Annotated in this window: 18 protein-coding genes; 14 read left to right on the forward strand and 4 right to left on the reverse strand. The window is 71.8% G+C overall.

Annotated features, from left to right (window positions below):
• The first annotated feature begins 52 nt into the window (after positions 1-52).
• Both BU52_RS00845 and BU52_RS00850 read left to right on the forward strand, forming a co-directional pair.
• The gene (locus BU52_RS00845; RefSeq protein WP_235216231.1) at positions 53-2,236 is read left to right on the forward strand and encodes an MMPL family transporter; all 2,184 of its coding nucleotides are present in this window, start codon (positions 53-55) and stop codon (positions 2,234-2,236) included.
• 101 nt (positions 2,237-2,337) lie between these two features.
• On the forward strand, positions 2,338-2,745 hold the full coding sequence (locus BU52_RS00850; protein ID WP_037926216.1) for a DUF6223 family protein: 408 nt from the start codon (positions 2,338-2,340) through the stop codon (positions 2,743-2,745).
• A gap of 90 nt (positions 2,746-2,835) precedes the next feature.
• Here BU52_RS00850 and BU52_RS00855 read toward each other — a convergent pair whose 3' ends face one another.
• Positions 2,836-3,231, reverse strand: coding sequence for a VOC family protein (locus BU52_RS00855; protein ID WP_037926227.1), 396 nt, complete (start codon positions 3,229-3,231; stop codon positions 2,836-2,838).
• A 239-nt stretch (positions 3,232-3,470) separates the two neighbouring features.
• On the opposite strand from BU52_RS00855, the gene BU52_RS00860 reads away from it, so the two are divergent.
• Both BU52_RS00860 and BU52_RS00865 read left to right on the forward strand, forming a co-directional pair.
• Complete coding sequence (locus BU52_RS00860) at positions 3,471-3,806, forward strand: DUF485 domain-containing protein (RefSeq protein WP_037926230.1); 336 nt, start codon at positions 3,471-3,473, stop codon at positions 3,804-3,806.
• Positions 3,803-5,512 (forward strand): solute symporter family protein, encoded by a 1,710-nt coding sequence (locus BU52_RS00865; protein ID WP_037926233.1) that lies wholly within the window; start codon positions 3,803-3,805, stop codon positions 5,510-5,512. The genes BU52_RS00860 and BU52_RS00865 overlap by 4 nt, the downstream gene beginning before the upstream one ends.
• 89 nt (positions 5,513-5,601) lie before the next feature.
• On the opposite strand, the gene BU52_RS00870 is transcribed toward BU52_RS00865, so the two are convergent.
• Positions 5,602-6,294, reverse strand: coding sequence for a response regulator transcription factor (locus BU52_RS00870; RefSeq protein ID WP_107061047.1), 693 nt, complete (start codon positions 6,292-6,294; stop codon positions 5,602-5,604).
• A gap of 224 nt (positions 6,295-6,518) precedes the next feature.
• Here BU52_RS00870 and BU52_RS00875 point away from each other — a divergent pair, with 224 nt between their 5' ends.
• Positions 6,519-6,959 (forward strand): DUF6220 domain-containing protein, encoded by a 441-nt coding sequence (locus BU52_RS00875; protein ID WP_051857781.1) that lies wholly within the window; start codon positions 6,519-6,521, stop codon positions 6,957-6,959.
• Positions 6,956-8,950, forward strand: a complete 1,995-nt coding sequence (locus tag BU52_RS00880) for a multicopper oxidase family protein (protein ID WP_037926239.1) — start codon at positions 6,956-6,958, stop codon at positions 8,948-8,950. The genes BU52_RS00875 and BU52_RS00880 overlap by 4 nt, the downstream gene beginning before the upstream one ends.
• Before the next feature lie 37 nt (positions 8,951-8,987).
• Here BU52_RS00880 and BU52_RS00885 read toward each other — a convergent pair whose 3' ends face one another.
• Positions 8,988-9,386, reverse strand: a complete 399-nt coding sequence (locus BU52_RS00885; RefSeq protein WP_037926242.1) for a DoxX family protein — start codon at positions 9,384-9,386, stop codon at positions 8,988-8,990.
• Positions 9,383-11,386, reverse strand: coding sequence for an anthranilate synthase family protein (locus BU52_RS00890; protein WP_078903059.1), 2,004 nt, complete (start codon positions 11,384-11,386; stop codon positions 9,383-9,385). Before BU52_RS00890 ends, BU52_RS00885 begins: the two co-directional genes overlap by 4 nt.
• A 236-nt stretch (positions 11,387-11,622) precedes the next feature.
• Here BU52_RS00890 and BU52_RS00895 point away from each other — a divergent pair, with 236 nt between their 5' ends.
• From BU52_RS00895 to BU52_RS00930, 8 genes are read left to right on the forward strand one after another with little or no spacing between them, the layout of a single operon-like run.
• Complete coding sequence (locus tag BU52_RS00895; RefSeq protein ID WP_037926244.1) at positions 11,623-12,891, forward strand: aspartate kinase; 1,269 nt, start codon at positions 11,623-11,625, stop codon at positions 12,889-12,891.
• A gap of 15 nt (positions 12,892-12,906) precedes the next feature.
• Positions 12,907-13,731, forward strand: a complete 825-nt coding sequence (locus BU52_RS00900) for a 2-amino-3,7-dideoxy-D-threo-hept-6-ulosonate synthase (RefSeq protein ID WP_037926247.1) — start codon at positions 12,907-12,909, stop codon at positions 13,729-13,731.
• 51 nt (positions 13,732-13,782) lie between these two features.
• Positions 13,783-14,886, forward strand: a complete 1,104-nt coding sequence (locus tag BU52_RS00905; RefSeq protein ID WP_037926249.1) for a 3-dehydroquinate synthase II — start codon at positions 13,783-13,785, stop codon at positions 14,884-14,886.
• 32 nt (positions 14,887-14,918) lie between these two features.
• The gene (locus BU52_RS00910) at positions 14,919-15,680 is read left to right on the forward strand and encodes an amidohydrolase family protein (RefSeq protein WP_037927726.1); all 762 of its coding nucleotides are present in this window, start codon (positions 14,919-14,921) and stop codon (positions 15,678-15,680) included.
• Positions 15,677-16,993, forward strand: a complete 1,317-nt coding sequence (locus tag BU52_RS00915) for a phenylacetate--CoA ligase family protein (protein WP_037926252.1) — start codon at positions 15,677-15,679, stop codon at positions 16,991-16,993. The genes BU52_RS00910 and BU52_RS00915 overlap by 4 nt, the downstream gene beginning before the upstream one ends.
• A gap of 10 nt (positions 16,994-17,003) precedes the next feature.
• Positions 17,004-18,191, forward strand: coding sequence for an FAD-dependent monooxygenase (locus BU52_RS00920; protein ID WP_037926253.1), 1,188 nt, complete (start codon positions 17,004-17,006; stop codon positions 18,189-18,191).
• 2 nt (positions 18,192-18,193) lie between these two features.
• Positions 18,194-18,979, forward strand: coding sequence for a 2,3-dihydro-2,3-dihydroxybenzoate dehydrogenase (locus tag BU52_RS00925; protein WP_037926255.1), 786 nt, complete (start codon positions 18,194-18,196; stop codon positions 18,977-18,979).
• A gap of 30 nt (positions 18,980-19,009) precedes the next feature.
• A complete protein-coding gene (locus tag BU52_RS00930) occupies positions 19,010-19,648 on the forward strand; it encodes an isochorismatase family protein (protein ID WP_037926258.1) in 639 nt (212 codons plus the stop codon).
• The last annotated feature ends 53 nt before the right edge of the window (positions 19,649-19,701 follow it).

Raw genomic sequence — 19,701 nt, forward strand, 5'->3', positions numbered from 1 at the left:
CACCCATGCCGAGATGCGAGCCGTGCCGCGAGGCTCGACGACTGAGGAGCAGATGATGACGACAACCGAGTCTCCACGTGCGGACGGGGCCCTGGCGGGACTGGGGCGCTTCTGTTTCCGCCGCCGCCGCCTGGTCCTCCTGACGTGGGTCATCGGTGTGATCGCCGTGGCGTTCGTCGGCTTCGGCTACGGCGCCGCCCCCGACAACGACTTCTCCGGCGGAGACTCGCAGTCGGCCAAGGCGCAGAAGCTGATGGCGCAGCACTTCCCGCAGGAACAGGGCGACAGGCTCACCCTCGCGATCAGGGCCGACAAGGGGATCGACGATCCCGCCGCGCGGCAGAAGATCGAGAAAACCATCGCCGGGCTCGCCGACTCGGCCGTCACCGGACCGGTGATCTCGCCGTACCAGGACGCGAAACTGGTGACGGAGGATCGCCGCATTGCCCGCACCACCATCCCGCTGAGCGACAAGGAGGTGGAGAAGACCGAGGTCAAGCCCTTGGTGGACTTGGTCAAGGACGCCTCGGACGACAGCGTCACGCTGGCGCTGGGCGGCTACATGGCGGAGAAGGCCGAGACGCCTCCGCAGGGCCCGGCCGAGAGCGTGGGCATCCTGGCAGCGGCAGTGATCCTGTTCATCGCCTTCGGGTCACTGGTGGCCATGGGCCTGCCGATCGTCACCGCCCTCCTGGCCATCGTGGGCGGCCTGGCGCTGATGAAGCTGGTGGCGCACCTGGTCCCCGCGCCGGACTTCACGATGGTCTTCGGCGCGATGATCGGGCTCGGCGTCGGCATCGACTACGCCCTGTTCATCGTGACCCGCTACAAGGACGCGCTCCGGGAGGGCGACGACCCCGAGGGCGCCACCGTCAAGGCCATCACCACCGCCGGTCACGCGGTGCTGTTCGCCGGCACGACCGTGGTCATCGCGTTGATGGGTCTGGTCGTCATGGGGCAGCGGCTGATGACCGGGGTGGCCGTCGCCACGTCGCTCACGGTGCTGGTGACGATGATCGCCGCGGTGACCCTGCTGCCCGCCTTCCTCGGCTTCACCGGATACAGGATCAACTCGCTGCGCCTGCCTCGTCGCGCCTCCCGCCGGAACCGCGAGGCGAGTGCGCCGGCCGAGGCACGCCCCACGTTCGCCGAGCGCTGGGCCGGCGTGGTGCAGCGCAGGCCGCTGATCGCCGCACTCCTCGCAGGCGCGAGCCTGCTGGTGCTGGCCATCCCCATGCTGTCGATGCGGCTGAGCCAGCCCGACGCCAGCGTGCAGCCCCATGACAGAAGCAGCTACATCTCGTACGAGATCCTCTCCGACGGGTTCGGCCCGGGCTACGGAGCCCCCCTCGTCTTCGCCACCGAGGTCGGCTCCAAGGACGCCGATCTGCGTCCCGTCGTCGAGGCGGTCAGCAGGACGGAGGGCATCGCCTACGCCACACCACCCCGGGTCAGTGAGGACGGACGGGCGGCCACCTTCACCGCCTTCCCCACGACCGGGTACCAGGACGAGGCGACCGCCGACCTGGTGCACGAGCTCCGTGACGACGTGCTGCCGGGGACCCCGGGCGGTGAACAGGTCCTCGTCGGTGGACCGAACGCCAGCACCATCGACGTGGCCGAAGAGTCCGGTTCGCGCCTGCCGTTGATGATCGCGGTCGTCGTGGCGATGTCCATGGTGCTGCTCATCGCGCTGGTCCGGTCGGTCACCATCGCCCTGCAGGCCGCCGTGATGAACCTGCTGTCGATCGGCGCCGCCTACGGCGTCGTGGTCGCGGTCGTGCAGTGGGGCTGGTTCGGTCCGGCCCTCGGCTTCCCCACCGCCATGCCGGTCACCACCTGGGTCCCCATGATGATGTTCCCGGTCCTCTTCGGCCTGTCGATGGACTATCAGGTGTTCCTCATCTCCCGCGTCCGCGAGGAATACGAGCGAACCGGCGACACCCGCGAGGCCGTCGCCCGGGGGCTGGCGCGGACCGCCAAGGTGATCACGGCCGCGGCAGCCATCATGATCGCCGTCTTCACCACCTCCCTGCTCGGCCCCGACGTCGCGGTCAAGCAGGGAGGCCTGGGCATGGCGGTCGCCGTGCTCATCGACGCCACCATCGTCCGGATGGTGTTCGTCCCCGCGGTGATGGAGCTGTGCGGCAAGGCCAACTGGTGGATGCCCGGACGCCGGGCACCGAAGACGGCCTCGGAATCCCCCGCCGAGGTCGAGGAGGGGGTCAGGGTCTGACCCCCCGCCGGTCCGGATCCAGCGCCACGCGGGATCCGGACCGGCACCCCGCCGTACCCGCGCAGTCGCCGACACCCGTCCAGCACTCGAAAGGAAGTCCGATGTCCGTCCGTCGCTTGCTCCTTGCCGCACCGGCAGCCCTGCTCGCCCTGCCGGCGCTCGCCGCACCGGCGGCAGCCGCACAGGTCTCGATCGCCCAGGACGACAGCGGCGGCGGGCGGGGCGTGTCCGTCGTGGCCCTGCTGCTGGCCCTGGCCGGCGTGGTCGCCGGCGTGCTGGCGCTGCGCTCCGCCGGGCGGGCCGACGGAGGGAAGGGGCCGGGCGCGGCCTTCGCCGCCGTGGGCCTCGGCCTCGTCGGCGCCGTCGTCGGCGGTGTCGCGCTGGCCGGCTCCGACGCCGGCGTCGGCACCGGGAACGGGCAGGGCGGGGCCATGGTCGCCGTGGTGCTGGCGGTGGTCGGCATCGTCGTCGGCGGTCTGGCGCTGGCCCGTTCACGGCGCACCGCCTGACCCTTCAGGGACCGGTTCCCCTCACCTCGCCCCGGCCGCCACCCATGTGGCGGCCGGGGCGACGCCGTTCGGCCGGCGCCCTCGCACCGCTCAGCGGCGCTCTGCCGGGGTGAACAGCTCGACGAGGTTGCCCGCGGGGTCGGCCAGCAGCAACTGGCGTCCGCCGGGGCCCGAGACGATGTCGCCGCGGAGCACCACACCCGCTTGCCGCAGCCGTTCCCGCTCGGCCTCGAGGTCGTCGACGACCAGGTGGATGCGGTTGCGCCCGCAGCCGGCGGCGTCCTTTGGCGTGGCGCGCGCTCCCGAGCTGGTCGGGCCGGACAGCAACAGCCGCAGGGGACCGCGTACGACGTCGGCGAACGCGGGCGGGAACGCGTTGAGCACCGTGAAGCCCAGGTGCGTGGTGTAGAAGTCGATCGCCGCCCGGACGTCGTCGACGATGTAGCGGACGCTCGCCAGGGCGCCCTCGCTCTCGTTACCGGTCATACGGCATCTCCTTGCGGCGGTGGTCGCGGAGTGCGCGGTGAGGCGGGAACGTCCCCCCGCGGGCAGGTCGACGGCCAGAGCATAGGCCGCGTCCACCCCGCGCGGCGGCGCGCCATTCGGTCACGGCACGCGGGAATCCCGTGAATGGGCCATGCGCCCGTGGGTGCCGAGACCCGAGAGTGCTGTACCGCGCACACATGACGTCGTCGTCACTACGGCGTTCTCATAGCGGAGGTGTCATGGGCACGATCGACCAGACAGCGGACGGTGACCGCTACGTCTCGTTGCACAACAGTCCCGAGTTCAGGGCGCTGCGGCGTCAATCGCATACCTTCACCGCCTGGGCGGGCGTCGTCTTCTACGGGTGGTGGTTCCTCGTCATCCTGCTCGCCGCCTTCGCGCCGGGCTTCTACCGGCAGGGCCTCGTCGGTCCGATCAACGTGGGCCTGCTGTTCGTGTTCGTGTCGTTCAACCTGGTGGTGGTGGTCTCCTCGGCCTACATGCGCTTCGCCCGCACGCGGCTGGACCCCCTCGGTGACCGGGTCCGGGCGAACCTGGAAGGAGACCTTCGATGAGCGGCTTCCTCTCGATGCCTCACCTGCCCCCGGTGGAGAACACCTGGGCGGCACCCGCCATCTCCACCGCCGTCGCCATCGTGCTCGTGGTCGTGGTGACCGTCGTCGTGAGGTCGGCGCGTGACAGCACACGCACCCCGGACGGCTTCCTCCTCGCGGACCGGAAGGTCCCCGCCGCGCAGAACACACTCGCGCACCTGGGTGCCTTCATCATGTACTCGACCGTGATCATCATGGTCGGGCACATCGCACTGAACGGCTTCGACGCCATCCTCATGGTGACGGCCTTCACGATCGGCTCGGTGATCGGTGTACTGATCTACGCCGGGCCGATGCGGAACGTGGGCGGGCACACGATCGGCGACCTGTTCGTGCTGCGCGCCCGCGAGCGTCCCGCACGGATCGCGTCGGCAGTGATCACGCTGACCACGTACACCATGTTCATGGTCTCCATGCTGGCCGCGGTCGGCCAGGTCGCCATCCGGATGTTCGACACCGGCAGCGAACCCAACATGCTCCTGGGCGGCCTCGTGGTCGTCGTGGTGGGCCTGGTCGTCATCGCGTGGGTGTACATGGGCGGAATGCTCGGTGTCACCCGGATGCTCGCGCTCAAGACGGTCCTGATGGCCGCCTTCGTGCTGGTACTGACCGTGGTGGTGCTGGCCAAGTACAAGATGGACATCCTCGGGCTGCTCGACGACGCCCAGGCGAACGCGAAGCCGGATGCGCGCGGGTTCGAACTCCTGGAGCCGGGGAGGCAGTTCGGAGAGGGCTCCACGCCGCTGTCTGATCAGGACCCGTGGGTCCACGCCTCGAAGCTCTTCTGCATCGCGGTCGGCGGCATGGGGATGCCCTGGGTCTTCATGCGCTTCTACGTGGCGACCAACGCGCGGGCGGCACGGCAGTCGGCCGGCTGGGCGTCGGTGATCGCCGTCGGGTTCTACCAGTGCCTGGCCATCCTCGGCCTCGGCGCCGTCGCGATACTCGGCGCGAACAACTTCGGCATGAGGTCCGAACACCGCGACATCACCCTGCCCAAGCTCGCCGACGAACTGGGCGGTCCGTGGATGTCCGGCATCTTCGGCGGGCTCGCACTGATCTCGGTCGCCGCGGTCTTCGCGGGCCTGCTCATCAACGGGGTGACGTCCTTCACCAAGGACATCAACGCGGCACGTGGCAGGCGGCCGGAGCCGGCCGCGGAGCTGAGGGAGATACGGCGCAACGTGCTGGTCATCGGGCTCCTCTCCATCGTCGTGGGCGGGGCGATGGTGCCCCTGTTCACCCACATCTTCATTCCGACCGTGGTCGACCTGGGGGCCGCCACCGTCCTGCCGGCCATCCTGTACACCCTCTACTGGAGGCGCTTCAACACCCGGGGACTGAAGTGGACGGTCTACGGCGGGATGGCGGTGACCGTATTCATGATCGTGTTCTCCAACGGAGTGTCGGGTGACCCCACCACCGCCATGTTCCCCGACCTGAACTTCAAGATCTTCGACATCGAGCCCGGACTGCTCTCGACGCCGATCGCCTTCCTGCTCGGCTACATCGGGACGGTCACCAGCGACGAGCGCAACGACGCGGGCTTCGCCGAACTGCAGGTCCGTGCCTTGACGGGGGTCACCGTCCCCAGCCGCACGTCCCCGGTCGCCACCGGCGGCGCGGACGGGCAGGACCGGGAGAGCCAGACACCCAGCGCCGTGTGAGCGACGAAGCCGCCCCCGACACCTGTGGGGAGTCCGGCGGTTCGCCGCCGGACCCCACGCGGTGCCGGGGTGCGGACACCCCCTGGGAACTAGGGGCTGACCAGCCCCGTGCGGTAGGCGATGACGACCAGTTGGGCGCGGTCCCGCGCACCCAGTTTCGCCATCGCGTGGCTGACGTGGGTGCGCGCGGTGGCCGGGCTCAGGCAGAGCTCGGAGCCGATCTCGTCGTTGCTCAGGCCCTGTCCCACCAGAGCAAGCACCTCGCGCTCGCGCTGGGTCAGGACCGACAGCCGGTCCTCGGCGGCCTGCGCGGCCACCCGCTGCGAGGTGAACTGGCCGATCAGGCGCCGCGTGATCCGCGGGGCGAGCAGCGCGTCCCCGGCGGCGACGACCCGGATGGCATGGAGGAGTTCGGCCGGCCCGGCGTCCTTGAGCATGAAACCGCTGGCACCGGCCTGCAGTGCCTCGAAGACGTACGCATCGGTCTCGTACGTGGTGAGGATCAGGACCCGCACATGCTGAAGCCCATGTGTCTTGACGATCTGTTCGGTCGCCTGGATCCCGTCGACCTTCGGCATGCGGATGTCCATGAGGACGACGTCCGGACGGGTCGCACGGGCCTGTTCGACGGCCTCGGCACCGTTGGTGGCCTCCCCGACCACCTCGATGTCGTCCTCGACGTCGATCAGGACCTTGAATCCGGACCGAACGAGACGCTCGTCGTCGGCGAGCAGAACCTTGATCGGGGCACGGTCGAGCGAGGACGGGTCTGCTGCGCTCATGCCCGGGATCATACTGCCGGGGCGGACGGCGCCGCATGCACGCCCGCCCGTGATCGACTACGGCGAAGTGCGCGTTCAGGCGCCGACCCGGTACGCAGATCTGCGTATGCACAGCCGTCCGCCGTCGGAGGACGCCCCGGAGTGCCGACGCGACGATTCCCAGGTGAACTCGCCGACGGAAACAGGCACGTCCGTGACCACACCAACCCGAAGGGCGCTCATCGATGCGTAGGACCATAGCCGTACTGGCGGCAGTGCTCATGCTCGCGGTCGTGGGGCAGTTCTTCCTGGCAGGCAGCGGAGCGTTCGACACCGCGCCCACCGACGAGGCCTTCCGGCCGCACCGTGCGCTGGGCTACATGGTCGTCCTCCTCGCGCTCGTGACGACGCTGACCGCGGCCGTGGCCCGTGTGCCCGGCCGGCTCATCGGCATGACCGGCCTGCTCGCCGGGCTGGCGATCGCACAGCCCTTGATCGCGGTGATCGCCGAGGCGTTCGGTGACACGGGGACGTCCACCGGGGGCCAACTGGTCTTCGGCCTGCACGCGGTCAACGGCCTGTTCATGATGGGCGTGGCGGGCAGGATCCTCCGCGAGGCGCGGAGCCCGTCGAACTCCACCGCGTCCACCGACCGAACCGCCGGCGGCGCCCGGTCCGCGCCGTGACCACGGCCCAGTTGATCCTCCTGGACCACGGCGTCGCCCTGGCGGGCGTCGCCTCGTGGTTCGGGGCCGGTGTCGCGGCGGCCCTCCGGCGTCACCGGCTCGGCCTCGGACTGCTCGTCGGAGCCGTCCTCGTCACGCTCGTCCGGGTCGCCACCGTGTCGGTCCTGGCCGGCCGCGGCTGGTGGTTCGTGGCGGAGAAGGCGCTCCTGGGGCTGCCGTTGCTCTGCGTCGCGGGGACCGCCGCGGTGGTCATCGCGGGCCCGGGCCTGTGGGCCGCCAGGAGGACGAGCGGCGAGCGCCTGCCGGCGAGCTGCGCCGTCTCGCTCCTCACCGCCGCCTGTGCCGCGCTGGCCGGCCTCGTGGTCACCTTCGCCGCGGGGTATCCCCTCACCTGGCCGACGGCGCTGATCACGGTCTCGTCCGTGGCCGCCTGCGCCCTGCTGACCGCCCGGGCCATGACGGGGGAGGCGCAGGACGAGAAGCAGGACGAGGAGCAGCGCGCGGAGCCGGACCGCCGGTCCGCCCTCACCCGACGGCGGTTCGTCAACACCGCCGTCGGCGTCGCCGCCCTGGGCGCCGGGGGCACCGGCGCCGTTCTGATGTCCGGATCCACCGACTCCGTCGTCACCGGTGGCGGACCGGCACATCCGTCCGGCTCCGGTACGGCCCTGTCCGTGGCCGATCTGCGCGGTCCCGGGAAACCGTCCCCGGACGGTGCCGTGCGCCGGCACGTGCTCACCGCGAAGACGGCCACCGTCCGCCTGGACTCCGGACGCGAGATCGACGCGTGGACCTACGACGGCCGGCTGCCGGGCCCGGCGCTCACCGCCACCGAGGGTGACGTCATCGAGGTGACGCTGCGCAACGACGACATCGACGACGGCGTCACGCTGCACTGGCACGGCTACGACGTGGCGTGCGGTGAGGACGGTGTGCCGGGCCTGACGCAGCACGCCGTCGGCCCCGGCGAGGAGTTCGTCTACCGGTTCCGCGCCGACCAGGTGGGCACGTACTGGTACCACACCCACGAGGCGTCGGACCCCGGTGTGCGCAAGGGGCTGTACGGGACGCTCGTCGTCACACCGAGGGAAGCGCGGCGGACGGACCAGGACGGCGGCGGCCGGGAACGGCTCGACCTCACCCTTCCCGTGCACACCTTCGCCGGAGCCGTGGTCGTGGGGGACCGGGACGGGCGCGCCGGACACACCGCGGCGCCCGGTACGGCGGTACGGCTGCGGCTGGTCAACACCGACTCCGATCCGCACCGGGTCGCGCTGTCCGGAACCTCGTTCCGGGTCGCGGCCGTCGACGGCCGCGACCTCAACCGCCCCGGACCCGTCCGTGAGGTGAGCCTGCGGCTGCCCGCCGGCGGGCGCTACGACCTGGTGTTCGTCATGCCGGACACGGCCGTCGCGCTGGTGCTCGACGACGACCGGGAGAAAGGGGTGTGGCTGCGCCCCGGCGACGCCGGACACGAGCCGCGGACCGAGGACACCTCCGGCTGGCCGGAGCTCGACCTCCTGCGCTACGGAACGCCCGCTCGCCTCCCGTTCGACCCGGACACCGCCGACCGGGAGTTCACCCTCGTCCTGGACCGCGCCGTCGCCATGGTCGACGGCCGGCCCTCCTACGCGCAGGCGGTCAACGGACTCGGGCACCCGTCGATCCCCGACCTGCTGGTCGCCGAGGGCGACGTCGTCCGGTTCACCGTCGTCAACCGGAGCCTGGAGACCCACCCCTGGCATCTGCACGGCCATCCCGTGCTGATCCTGTCCAGGGACGGATCGCGCTGCTCGGGCAGTCCCCTGTGGATGGACACGTTCGACGTGCGGCCGGGTGAGGTCTGGGAGGTGGCGTTCAAGGCCGACAACCCCGGGATCTGGATGAACCACTGCCACAACCTGCCCCACGCGGAGCAGGGAATGATGCTCCACGTCTCCTACGACGGGGTCACCACACCGTTCGCGGACGGGCACGCCGGCCACGGGTGACGGCCGGCGGCGCCCCGACCGGCGGCGCCGGCCCGGATCACCGCCGGCCGAGCAGTTCCAGCGTGCTGTCCCGGCGCCCCCACGCGAGTACGGCGACGAGCGGGAGCAGGACCAGCGCCAGGACCGAGGGCGTGCCGGCGACGAGGTTCGTGATCACCGCCCCGGTCATCAGGCCCGTCAGCCCGAGCGCGGCCGGACCCGACAGACGCGGCACGAGCAGGCCGAGGGCGCCCGCGACCTCGAGGGCGCCGGTGAGGTACCGCAGCCAGTGCCCGGCCCCGATCTGGTCGAAGAACTCGATCATCTTCTCCGAACCGGCGAGCTTCGCCGAGCCGGCGGCCAGGTAGAACGGCACCAGGAGCACCTGGATCACCAGCAGGGCGATGCCCGCGGCCCGGTGCCGCCCTGCGCTCGCCGGTGCCGCCCGCCCGCTCACCGGCTGCCGCCCACGTGCTGGGCGTAGACGCGCGCAAGACCGGAGTCCCCCGCCTCGCTGAGCAGGGAGACGAGCAGGTCACGGAGGATGCGCGGGCCGTGCTGGGTGAGGACGGACTCGAGGTGGAACTGCACGGAGCGGAAGCCCGTGCCGCGCAGGGCGTGCACCTCGCCGGTGCCGGGGTTCCGGCTGACCTCGATGGGCTTGCGCCGGTCCGTCCCCGGTACGAAGTCGTGCTCCGCGCGGGCGGCGTAGGTGTTGTAGTAGCCCACGAGTTCGGACTGGCCGAACAAGTTGATGCGCTTCTGCACACCCTGGTTGGGCACCGTGCGCCGGACCAGTTCGAAGCCGAGTTCCGAGGCGAGTATCTGATGGCCCAGGCAGATGGACAGGAAGGGCACGGAACCGGAGAGCAGGTCGCGGGTGAGCGCGCGGAGCGTGCGCATCCTGGGGGAGGCCGTGTCGCGCGGGTCGCCCGGGCCGGGACCGACGACGACCAGGTCGTGTCCCTCCGGCGCCGGGGCCCGGTCGAAGCGCGTGACCGTGGCCCTGAGGCCGAGGGCGCGCATCTGGTGGCCGAGCATCCCCATGAAGGTGTCCTCGTTGTCGACGATCAGCACCCGCCGCCCGTCCAGCGCCGGGTCCGGTCCGTCCCGGTGCGCACCGGCGAGCCAGAACCGCGACAGGGTGGCGTTGCGGCTCCGCAGCGCGCGGCGCACCCGGGGGTCGTCGGCCGGTGACGCGGCCCCTCCCACCGGAGCGGGCCGGCCGCCGGCGCCGGCCGGCGCGAGGCCGAGCGCTTCGAACATGCCCGCTGCCTTGGCCCTGGTCTCGGCCACCTCGGAGCCGGGGTCGGAGTCGCGGACCAGGGTGGCGCCGACGCCCATGCCGAGGCGGCCGTCTCCGTCGATCTCGGCGGTCCTGATCATGATCGCCGAGTCGAGCGTACGGCTGCCCGCCGCGTCACGGCCGATGAGCGCGAGGATGCCGCCGTAGTGCCCGCGGCCCGTGGTCTCGTGGCGGGCGATGACCCGGAAGGCGTTCTCCAGGGGACTGCCGGTGACGGTCGGTGCGAGCAGGGTCTCCCGCAGCACGTCGCGCACGTCGAGTTCACTGTCGCCGGTCAGGACGTATTCGGAGTGGGTCAGGCGCGCCATCTCCTTGAGATAGGGACCGTGCACCCGGCCACCGGTGGTGCACATGCGCGCCATCATCTTCAGCTCCTCGTCCACGACCATGTAGAGCTCATTGGCCTCCTTCCGGTCGTTCAGGAAGGCCAGCAGGCCGGACGCCTCCGGCCCGCCCGGGGGATGGCGGTAGGTCCCGCTGATCGGGTTCATGGAGACGGTGCCGCCGGTCATGCCGACGTGCCGCTCCGGTGACGCTCCGACGAAGGTCGCGGCGCCGGTGTGGAAGAGGAACGTCCAGTGCGATCCGAGTTCACCGGTCAACAGCCTCCGGAAAATGGCGAGTCGGGTGCGCAGGGAGCCGTCCTCCAGCCGCGCGGTGAAGGAACGCTTGATGACGAAGTTGGAACCGGCGCCCTGCCCGATCTCCTCGCCCAGCACCCGCTCGACGGTGGCCGCGTACGCGTCGTCGCCGATGTCGAAGCCGGCGCCGGTGACGCGTACGTCCTGCTCGGGCAGGGCGGCCAGTGCCGCCTCGCGGCTGAGCGCCCTCTGCCCGGCGACCCGCAGGGCCAGCAGGGGAGCCCGGTCGTCGAGGCAGGCGAAGCCCCGCTCGGTGATCTGCCGGTACGGGACCGCCACGAGCAGGTCGTGCCGCGCTCCGTCCGCGCGCCCGTCGGGCAGGGGCAGCCCGGCGAGGCCGCCCACCTCCTCGACCTCGCCGGTGAGGACCTCCACGCGGGCGTCCGGCTCCGAGCCGGGCCGGTACAGGAGGGCGAAGGCGCCTCCGTCCGCACCGAGGCCGGCCAGCGCGTCGCGGGGGTCGGCCGGAACGTCCGGGTGAATGTCCGTACTCGAATCGGTCCCGTGCATATCGCTCCCCTTCGGTGAGACCGGATGACCCCTTCGGATGGTGCGGCGGCGAAAGGCGCCGTACATGACGTGAAGCCGCCATCGCGTGATTCCGGTTACGCCCCGCCGCATGGCGTGAACCGCTGAATGCGGTGCCACTACTCGGGCGAGTAGTGGGCCCGGCCCGACGGCCCGCCTACTGTCGGTCCCGAATCCGGTGCGACATTCCACGAGGGGTGGTGAATTCGACTGTGGATGTGCTGGTCCAGAAATTCGGCGGTACCTCCCTGCAGACGCTCGACCACGTCCGGCGGGCCGCCCTGCGCATCGCGACGGCGCGGCGCCGCGGAGCGGCGGTGGCCGTGGTCGTCTCGGCGCGCGGCAGCAGGACCGATGACCTGCTGCGGCTGGCGGCCGACGTAGGTGCCGCCGGTCCGTCCCGGGAGCTGGATCAGCTGCTCGCCGTGGGCGAGTCCGAGTCGGCGGCGCTGATGGCCCTCGCCCTGAACGGGGCCGGAGTGCAGGCCGTTTCGCTGACCGGGCACCAGGCCGGCATCCAGGCCACGGAGCGGCACGGCGACGCGCTCATCACGGCCATCGGGGCCGCCCGGGTGCGGTCGGCTCTCGACGGCGGCAAGGTCGCCGTGGTCACGGGATTCCAGGGCGTGGACCCCGACGGGGACGTCGTCACGCTCGGCCGCGGCGGTTCCGACACGACCGCGGTGGCGCTGGCGGCGCGGCTGGGCGCATCGGTGTGCGAGATCTACACCGACGTAGACGGCGTCTTCAGCGCCGATCCCCGCACCCTGCCCGCGGCTCGCCGTCTGCCGTGGGTCCCACCCGGCGTGATGGCGGAGATGGCCTTCGCGGGCGCGAGGGTGCTGCACACCCGCTGCATCGAACTGGCCGCCATGGAAGGGGTCGAAGTGCACGTCCGAAACGCGTCCACGCAGGCGCCCGGAACCACCGTCGTCGACCGGCAGGACACCGCCCCGCTGGAGACACGGCGGGCCGTCATGGCGGTGACCCACGACACCGACGTCGCACGCGTGCTGGTGCACTGCCGGGACGTCTACCGGGACCTGGCCCCGGACGTGTTCGAGGTGCTGGCCGCGCAGGGGACGGTGGTGGACCTGGTCGCCAGGTCGGGCCCGCACGAGAACGAGTTCCGCATGGGGTTCACGATCCGCCGCAGCCAGGCCGAACCCGTGCGGGCCGCACTGCACAGGCTGACGGCCGCCTTCGGCGGGGGCGTGCGCTTCGACGAGAACGTCGGCAAGGTGTCGGTGGTCGGGATGGGGCTGCTCAGCCGTCCCGAGTACACCGCCCGGCTGATGTCCGCGCTGGCCGGCGCAGGGATCCCGACGAGCTGGATCGCCACCTCCCAGATGAGGCTCTCCGTGGTCGTGCCGCGCGAACGCGTCGTCGACGCCGTCGAGACGCTGCACCGCGAGTTCCACCTCGACCGGCCCGAGCCGGCAGACGTCACGTCCGCGACGGCCTCCGGCCGTTCCGCGACCGCTTGAGAGAGGCAGGGCACAGTGGCTGTACACAACGCGCCGTTCGCTCGCAGTCTGCGACTGCGGCGCCTCTTCCGCCAGGGCGACGGGCGACTGCTCGTCGTGCCGCTCGATCACTCCGTCACGGACGGACCGCTGCGCCGTGGCGGTCTGGACCCCCTCCTCGGTGAGCTCGCCGGAACCGGCGTCGACGCCGTGGTGCTGCACAAGGGCAGCCTCCGCCACGTCGGCCACGGCTGGTTCCGCGACATGTCGCTCATCGTGCATCTGAGCGTGAGCACCCGGCACGCCCCCGACCCCGACGCCAAGTACCTGGTCGCCCACGTGGACGAGGCGCTGCGGCTGGGCGCCGACGCGGTCAGCGTGCACGTCAACATGGGGTCACCCCAAGAGGCCCGGCAGATCGCCGACATGGCGGCCGTGGCGGGGGAGTGCGACCGGTGGAACGTCCCGCTGCTGGCCATGGTGTACGCCCGCGGACCGCAGATCCCCGACTCCCGGGCCCCGGAACTCGTGGCGCACGCCGCCACGCTGGCCGCGGACCTCGGCGCGGACGTCGTCAAGACCGACTACGCCGGAACCCCCGAGCAGATGGCCGACGTCGTCCGGGCCTGCCCCATTCCGGTCATCGTGGCCGGCGGCCCGCGCTCGGACGACACCGACACGGTGCTGGCCCATGTGTCCGACGCGCTGCGCGGTGGCGCGGCCGGCGTGGCCATGGGACGCAACGTCTTCCAGGCCGACCGGCCCGGCCGGATGGCGGCCACGATCGCGCGGCTGGTGCACGACACGCCGCACGTCCCGGGCCGGGACGGCGTCGACGACCGGCTCGCCCTCACGTCCTGACTCCCTGACCCTTCCGCGACCTTCCGCGATTCTTCCGCCGAGGAGATACCTGTGAAGCTGTGCTGGCTGGACATCCGCAACGTCAACGGCGCCAAGGAGGCCATCATCGAGGAGGCGGTCCACCAGAGGGTGGACGCCGTCGTGGCGGCCGATCCGGCCGATCTGGAGACGCTGCCCCCGACGGTGAAGAAGGTCCTGTTCCCGCAGGACCTGCCGCTGCCCGAGAAGCTGACGCCCGCCGACCTCGTCATCGTCGAGCCGGGCCGGCACGGGGAGCCCGCCGAACTCGCCCAGCAGTACCCCGATGTGGAGTTCGGGAGGTTCGTGGAGATCACGGACGCCGACAGCCTCGAGGACGCCTGCCGCGCCGCGCGCCTCGACAGGTGGAGCCTGCTGTACTTCCGGGACCCCACCAAGATCCCGCTGGAGATCGTGCTGGCCGCCGCGGCCGGAGCGAACGGCAGCATCATCACCCAGGTCGCCGACGTCGAGGAGGCGGAGATCGTCTTCGGTGTCCTCGAGCACGGCTCCGACGGCGTGATGCTCGCCCCGCGCACCGTGGGCGACGCCACCGAGCTGAAGGCCGCCGCGGTCAGCAAGGCCGCGGACCTGGACCTGGTGGAACTGGAGGTCACCGGCATCCGCCGGGTGGGGATGGGCGAGCGGGCCTGCGTCGACACCTGCACGAACTTCGGCCTCGACGAGGGGATCCTCGTCGGTTCGCACTCCACCGGCATGATCCTGTGCTGCAGCGAGACCCACCCGCTGCCGTACATGCCGACCAGGCCGTTCCGGGTCAACGCCGGCGCGCTGCACTCGTACACGCTCTCCGCCGACGGGCGCACCAACTACCTCAGCGAACTCCGCTCCGGCGGCCGCGTGCTGGCCGTCGACGCCAAGGGGAAGTCCCGGATCGTCACCGTGGGCCGGGTCAAGATCGAGACGCGGCCCCTGCTCGCCATCGACGCGGTCGCGCCCTCGGGCGTCAAGGTCAACCTCATCGTGCAGGACGACTGGCACGTGCGGGTGCTCGGGCCGGGCGGCACGGTGCTGAACGTCACGGAGCTGACGGAGGGCACGAAGGTCCTCGGCTGCCTGCCGGTCGAGCAGCGGCACGTCGGCTACCCGATCGACGAGTTCTGCATCGAGAAGTGAGCGGGGGCCGCGAGGAGCGAGAGGTGACCGCGATGGCCGCACAACCCGTGCTGGACTTCCACGTACGTCTCGCTCCCCGGCCCGGCGCCGTGGCGCGGCTGCTGACGACGCTGGACGCGTGCGGACTGAAGCGGGCGGTGGTGTGCGCGGGCGGCACCATCGACCTGGACCGGCTGGCCCGCCAGCTCGTCGAGGGCGGGCACGTCGAGACCGACGCCGACAACGACGCGGTGCTGGACGCCTGCGGTGGCACCGACGGGCGCCTGGTGCCGTTCTGGTTCGCCAATCCGCACCGCTCACCCGAGGCGTACCGGTCCAGGGCCGCCGAGTTCCGCGGCCTGGAGATCTCGCCCGCGGTGCACGGCGTCGGTCTGAACGATCCCCGTGTGACCGAACTCGTCCGGGTGGCCGCCGAGTTCGCCCACCCCGTGTACGTGGTCTGCCTGGCCAGGCCCGGTGCGGGGGTGGCCGACCTGGTCTCCCTGGCCCGCCGGTTCCCGCGGGTGGGCTTCGTGCTCGGGCACAGCGGCATCGGCAACATCGACTTCCACGCGCTCGACCTGATCCGGGACGAACCCAACATCTGGCTGGAGACCTCCGGCGGCTACACGTGCGTGGCCGAGGCGGCGGTGAGCCGGCTGGGGGCCGGGCGGGTGGTGTTCGGCTCCGAGTATCCGCTCCAGCACCCGGCCGTGGAGCTGGCCAAGTTCCAGGTGCTGCCGCTGCCGCCCGAGCAGTGGCGGCAGATCGCCTGGGACAACGCGCATCGACTGCTAGGAGAGGAGAAGTGGTGAACGACTCGCGTGCACGTCTGCCTCAACTCGGCCAGTGGCACGGGCCGGACGAACTGCAGCGCATCCAGGAGAAGCAGCTGTCGCAGACCGTCGCCTGGGCGGCCCGCTCGCCGTTCTACCGCGGACGGCTGGACGCGGCGGCCCTGCCCGCCACCACCGCCGATCTCGCCGACCTGCCGCTGACGACGAAGCAGGACCTGCGGGACAACTACCCCTTCGGGATGCTCGCCGTCCCGAAGCAGCGGCTGGCCACCTACCACGAGTCGAGCGGCACCGCCGGACGGCCCACGCCTTCGTACTACACCGCGGAGGACTGGACCGACCTGGCCGAGCGCTTCGCCCGCAAGTGGATCGGGATGTCCGACGAGGACGTCTTCCTGGTGCGCACCCCCTACGCGCTGCTGCTCACGGGGCATCTCGCGCACGCCGCCGGCCGGTTGCGCGGGGCCACGGTGGTGCCGGGCGACAACCGGTCGCTGGCCATGCCGTACGCCCGCGTCGTCCGCACCCTGCACGACCTCGGGGTCACGCTCACCTGGTCGGTACCGACCGAGTGCCTCATCTGGGCCGTCGCGGCGACCGCCGCCGGCCACCGGCCGGACGCCGACTTCCCCGCGCTGCGGGCGCTGTTCGTCGGCGGCGAGCCGCTGACCGCCGCCCGCCGCCGGCGCATCAGCCGGCTGTGGGGGGTGCCGGTGATCGAGGAGTACGGCTCCACGGAGACCGGCAGCCTCGCCGGCGAGTGCCCGCACGGCCGGATGCACCTGTGGGCGGACCGCGCGCTGTTCGAGGTGTACGACCCGGCCACCGGCAGGGTCGGTACGGAGGGCGAGGGCCAGCTCGTGGTCACGCCGCTGTTCCGGGAGGCGATGCCCCTGCTGCGCTACAACCTCGAGGACAACGTGCGGGTCTCCCACGACGACTGCGACTGCGGCTGGAACCTGCCCACCGTCCAGGTGCTCGGCAGGGCCGCCTTCGGCCACCGGGTCGGCGACGCGACCGTCACCCAGCACCGGCTGGAGGAGCTCGTCTTCTCCCTCCCGGAGTCCCACGGAGTGCTGTTCTGGCGGGCGCGGGCGGAACCGGCGGCCCTGCGCATCGAGATCGAGGTGGCCGAGGAGCACCGCGGGGCCGCCGTCGCGGAACTGACGGCCTCGGTACGGTCCGCCCTCGGAGTGGACAGCGAGGTCACCGGGCTGCCCCCGGGCACCCTGATCCCCCACGACGCGCTGACGGCCATGCCCGACGTGGTCAAACCGCGCAGCCTGTTCGGGCCCGACGAGGACTGGGGCAAAGCGCTCCTCTACTACTGAGGCGGACGACATGCCGCAGATACGGGTGGCCGTGGCCGGGGCCGGAATCGCCGGCCTCACCTTCGCCCTCGCCCTTCGCCGGGCCGGTATCGACTGCCACCTCTACGAGCAGGCCGAACGGCTGACCGAGGTGGGCGCCGGTGTGCAGGTCACACCCAACGCCACCCGGCTGCTGCACCGGCTGGGGCTCCACGACCGTCTGCGCGCCGTCGCGGTGGCGCCGCGGGCGATCGAGATGCGGCGCTGGGACGACGGCAGCCTGCTGCAGCGGACGGAGCTGGGCGGTCCGTGCCGCCGCCGCTTCGGGGCGCCGTACTACACCGTGCACCGCGCCCATCTGCACGACGCCCTGCTCTCCCACGTCCCGCCCGACCGGGTGCACCTGGGGACCCGCCTCGTCGCGGTGACGCAGAGCACCGGCGAAGCGCGGCTGCACCTGTCCGACGGTACGACGGTGGCGGCGGACCTGGTCGTGGGAGCTGACGGCATCCGCTCGGTGGCCCGCGAGCAGATCGTGGCCGACCGGCCGCGGTACTCCGGACAGACGATCTACCGGGGCCTGGTGCCGGCGGACCGGGTGCCCTTCCTCACCGCCGATCCTCGGGTGCGGCTGTGGTTCGGACCGGACCAGCACTGCGTGTGCTATCCCGTGTCCTCCGGCCGGCAGGTCAGTTTCGGCGCCACCGTCTCCTCGTCGCACTGGCGGGAGGAGTCCTGGTCGGCACCGGGTGACCGCGCCGAGCTCGCGGCCGCGTACGCGGCCTGGCACCCGGACGTCACCCGGCTGATCGCGGCGGCGGACACGGTCAGCCGGTGGGCCCTGCACGACCGCGACAGCCTCGGCCGGCTGAGCACCGGACGGGTGACCGTCATCGGCGACGCGGCCCATCCGATGCTGCCCTTCCAGGCGCAGGGCGCCAACCAGGCGATCGAGGACGCCGTCGTGCTCGCCTCCTGTCTGGCAGGCGCGGGCGCGGGCGGCCTCGCCACGGCCCTGCGCCGTTACGAGCGGATCCGTCTGCCCCGTACCACCCGCGTTCAGCAGCAGTCCCGCGCCAACGCGACGACCTTCCACCTCGCCGACGGAGACGAACAACGCCGTCGCGACGCTTCCACACAGACCTCATCGGGTCTGGAGCGGCACGAGTGGCTGTTCGGGTACGACGCCGAGCAGGCCGCCACGAGCAGCAGGAGTTGATGATGGAACTGACCGGAATCGAATCCACGGTCGCCCTGGTCACCGGAGCGGCGCGGGGCATCGGTGCCGCCGTGGTGGGCACCCTGGCGGGCGCGGGAGCGCGTGTCGCGGCCGTGGACCGCGACATCGAGGCGCTCACCACCGTCGTGTCCAAACTCGAGGCCGAGGGGGCCTCCGTCCGCGCCTACCGCGCGGACGTGTGCGACAGCGAGCCGGTGGACGCGCTCGTGCGGCGCGTCGAGGAGGAGCTCGGCCCCATCGGCATCCTCGTCAACGCGGCCGGCGTGCTGCACACCGGCCGGGTGGTCGAGCTGTCGGACCAGCAGTGGAACGAGATCTTCTCGGTCAACGCCTCGGGGGTGTTCCACGTGTCCCGCGCGGTGGCCCGGCGGATGATGCTCCGCCGCGGCGGAGCGATCGTGACCGTGGCGTCCAACGCGGCCGGTGTGCCGCGTACCGAGATGTCCGCCTACGCCGCGTCCAAGGCGGCGTCGGCGCAGTTCACCCGGTGCCTGGGGCTGGAGCTCGCCGACTACGGCATCCGGTGCAACGTCGTCTCGCCCGGCTCGACGGACACCCCCATGCTGCGCGCGATGCTCGGCGAGGGCGGGGATCCCCGGCAGGTGATCGAGGGCTCGCCGAGCGCGTACCGCGTCGGCATCCCGCTGCGGAAGCTGGCCCGGCCGCAGGACGTGGCCGAGGCCGTCGCGTACCTCGTGTCCGACCAGGCCGGTCACGTGACGATGCACGACCTCTACGTGGACGGCGGCGCCGCGCTGCACGTGTGACGCCACCCGACGGACTTCAGGAGACGGACCATGGCCATGAAACCGATCGCGCCGTACCGCATGCCCGGACAGGCCGATCTGCCGACCGCGGCGGTGACCTGGCGGCCGGAGCCGGAGCGCGCCGTCGTACTGGTGCACGACATGCAGCGGTACTTCCTGCGCCCGTTCCCGGCCGGGCAGTCGCCGCTGTCCGAACTCCTCGGCAACGTCGCCAAGCTGCTCGCCGCGGCGCGTACGGCAGGGGTGCCGGTGGTGTACACGGCGCAGCCGGGCGGAATGAGCCGGAAGGACCGCGGGCTGCTGCACGACTTCTGGGGACCCGGCATGGATGCCGGGGAGGCCGACCGCGCCATCGCCGACGACGTCGCCCCGGAGCAGGGCGACACGGTGCTCACGAAGTGGCGCTACAGCGGGTTCTTCCGCAGCGACCTGGAGGAACGGCTGCGGCGGTCGGGACGGGACCAGCTCGTCGTCTGCGGTGTCTACGCCCACATGGGCTGCCTCATGACCGCCTGCGACGCGTTCAGCCGCGACATCCAGCCGTTCCTCGTGGCGGACGCCCTGGCCGACCTCTCGCTCGACGACCACCTCATGGCACTCCGCTACGCCGCGGACCGCTGCGCCGTACCGCTGACCGCGGCCGACGTGCTGGCCGCACTCGGGGCCTGAACCGCACCCCTCGCGTCCGTTGCCCGACCCTCACCCACCCACGGAGGTACACG

The organism is Streptomyces toyocaensis, assembly GCF_000725125.1.
Lineage (GTDB): Bacteria > Actinomycetota > Actinomycetes > Streptomycetales > Streptomycetaceae > Streptomyces > Streptomyces toyocaensis.

Bases quoted from the DNA above. Each gene is read 5' to 3' on its own strand.
- BU52_RS00910 (WP_037927726.1), top strand. From the start codon at position 14,919: ATGGCCGCACAACCCGTGCTGGACTTCCACGTACGTCTCGCTCCCCGG.
- BU52_RS00920 (WP_037926253.1), top strand. From the start codon at position 17,004: ATGCCGCAGATACGGGTGGCCGTGGCCGGGGCCGGAATCGCCGGCCTC.
- BU52_RS00875 (WP_051857781.1), top strand. From the start codon at position 6,519: ATGCGTAGGACCATAGCCGTACTGGCGGCAGTGCTCATGCTCGCGGTC.
- BU52_RS00860 (WP_037926230.1), top strand. From the start codon at position 3,471: ATGGGCACGATCGACCAGACAGCGGACGGTGACCGCTACGTCTCGTTG.
- BU52_RS00925 (WP_037926255.1), top strand. From the start codon at position 18,194: ATGGAACTGACCGGAATCGAATCCACGGTCGCCCTGGTCACCGGAGCG.
- BU52_RS00870 (WP_107061047.1), bottom strand. From the start codon at position 6,294: ATGAGCGCAGCAGACCCGTCCTCGCTCGACCGTGCCCCGATCAAGGTT.
- BU52_RS00855 (WP_037926227.1), bottom strand. From the start codon at position 3,231: ATGACCGGTAACGAGAGCGAGGGCGCCCTGGCGAGCGTCCGCTACATC.
- BU52_RS00845 (WP_235216231.1), top strand. From the start codon at position 53: ATGATGACGACAACCGAGTCTCCACGTGCGGACGGGGCCCTGGCGGGA.
- BU52_RS00930 (WP_037926258.1), top strand. From the start codon at position 19,010: ATGGCCATGAAACCGATCGCGCCGTACCGCATGCCCGGACAGGCCGAT.
- BU52_RS00865 (WP_037926233.1), top strand. From the start codon at position 3,803: ATGAGCGGCTTCCTCTCGATGCCTCACCTGCCCCCGGTGGAGAACACC.
- BU52_RS00890 (WP_078903059.1), bottom strand. From the start codon at position 11,386: ATGCACGGGACCGATTCGAGTACGGACATTCACCCGGACGTTCCGGCC.
- BU52_RS00850 (WP_037926216.1), top strand. From the start codon at position 2,338: ATGTCCGTCCGTCGCTTGCTCCTTGCCGCACCGGCAGCCCTGCTCGCC.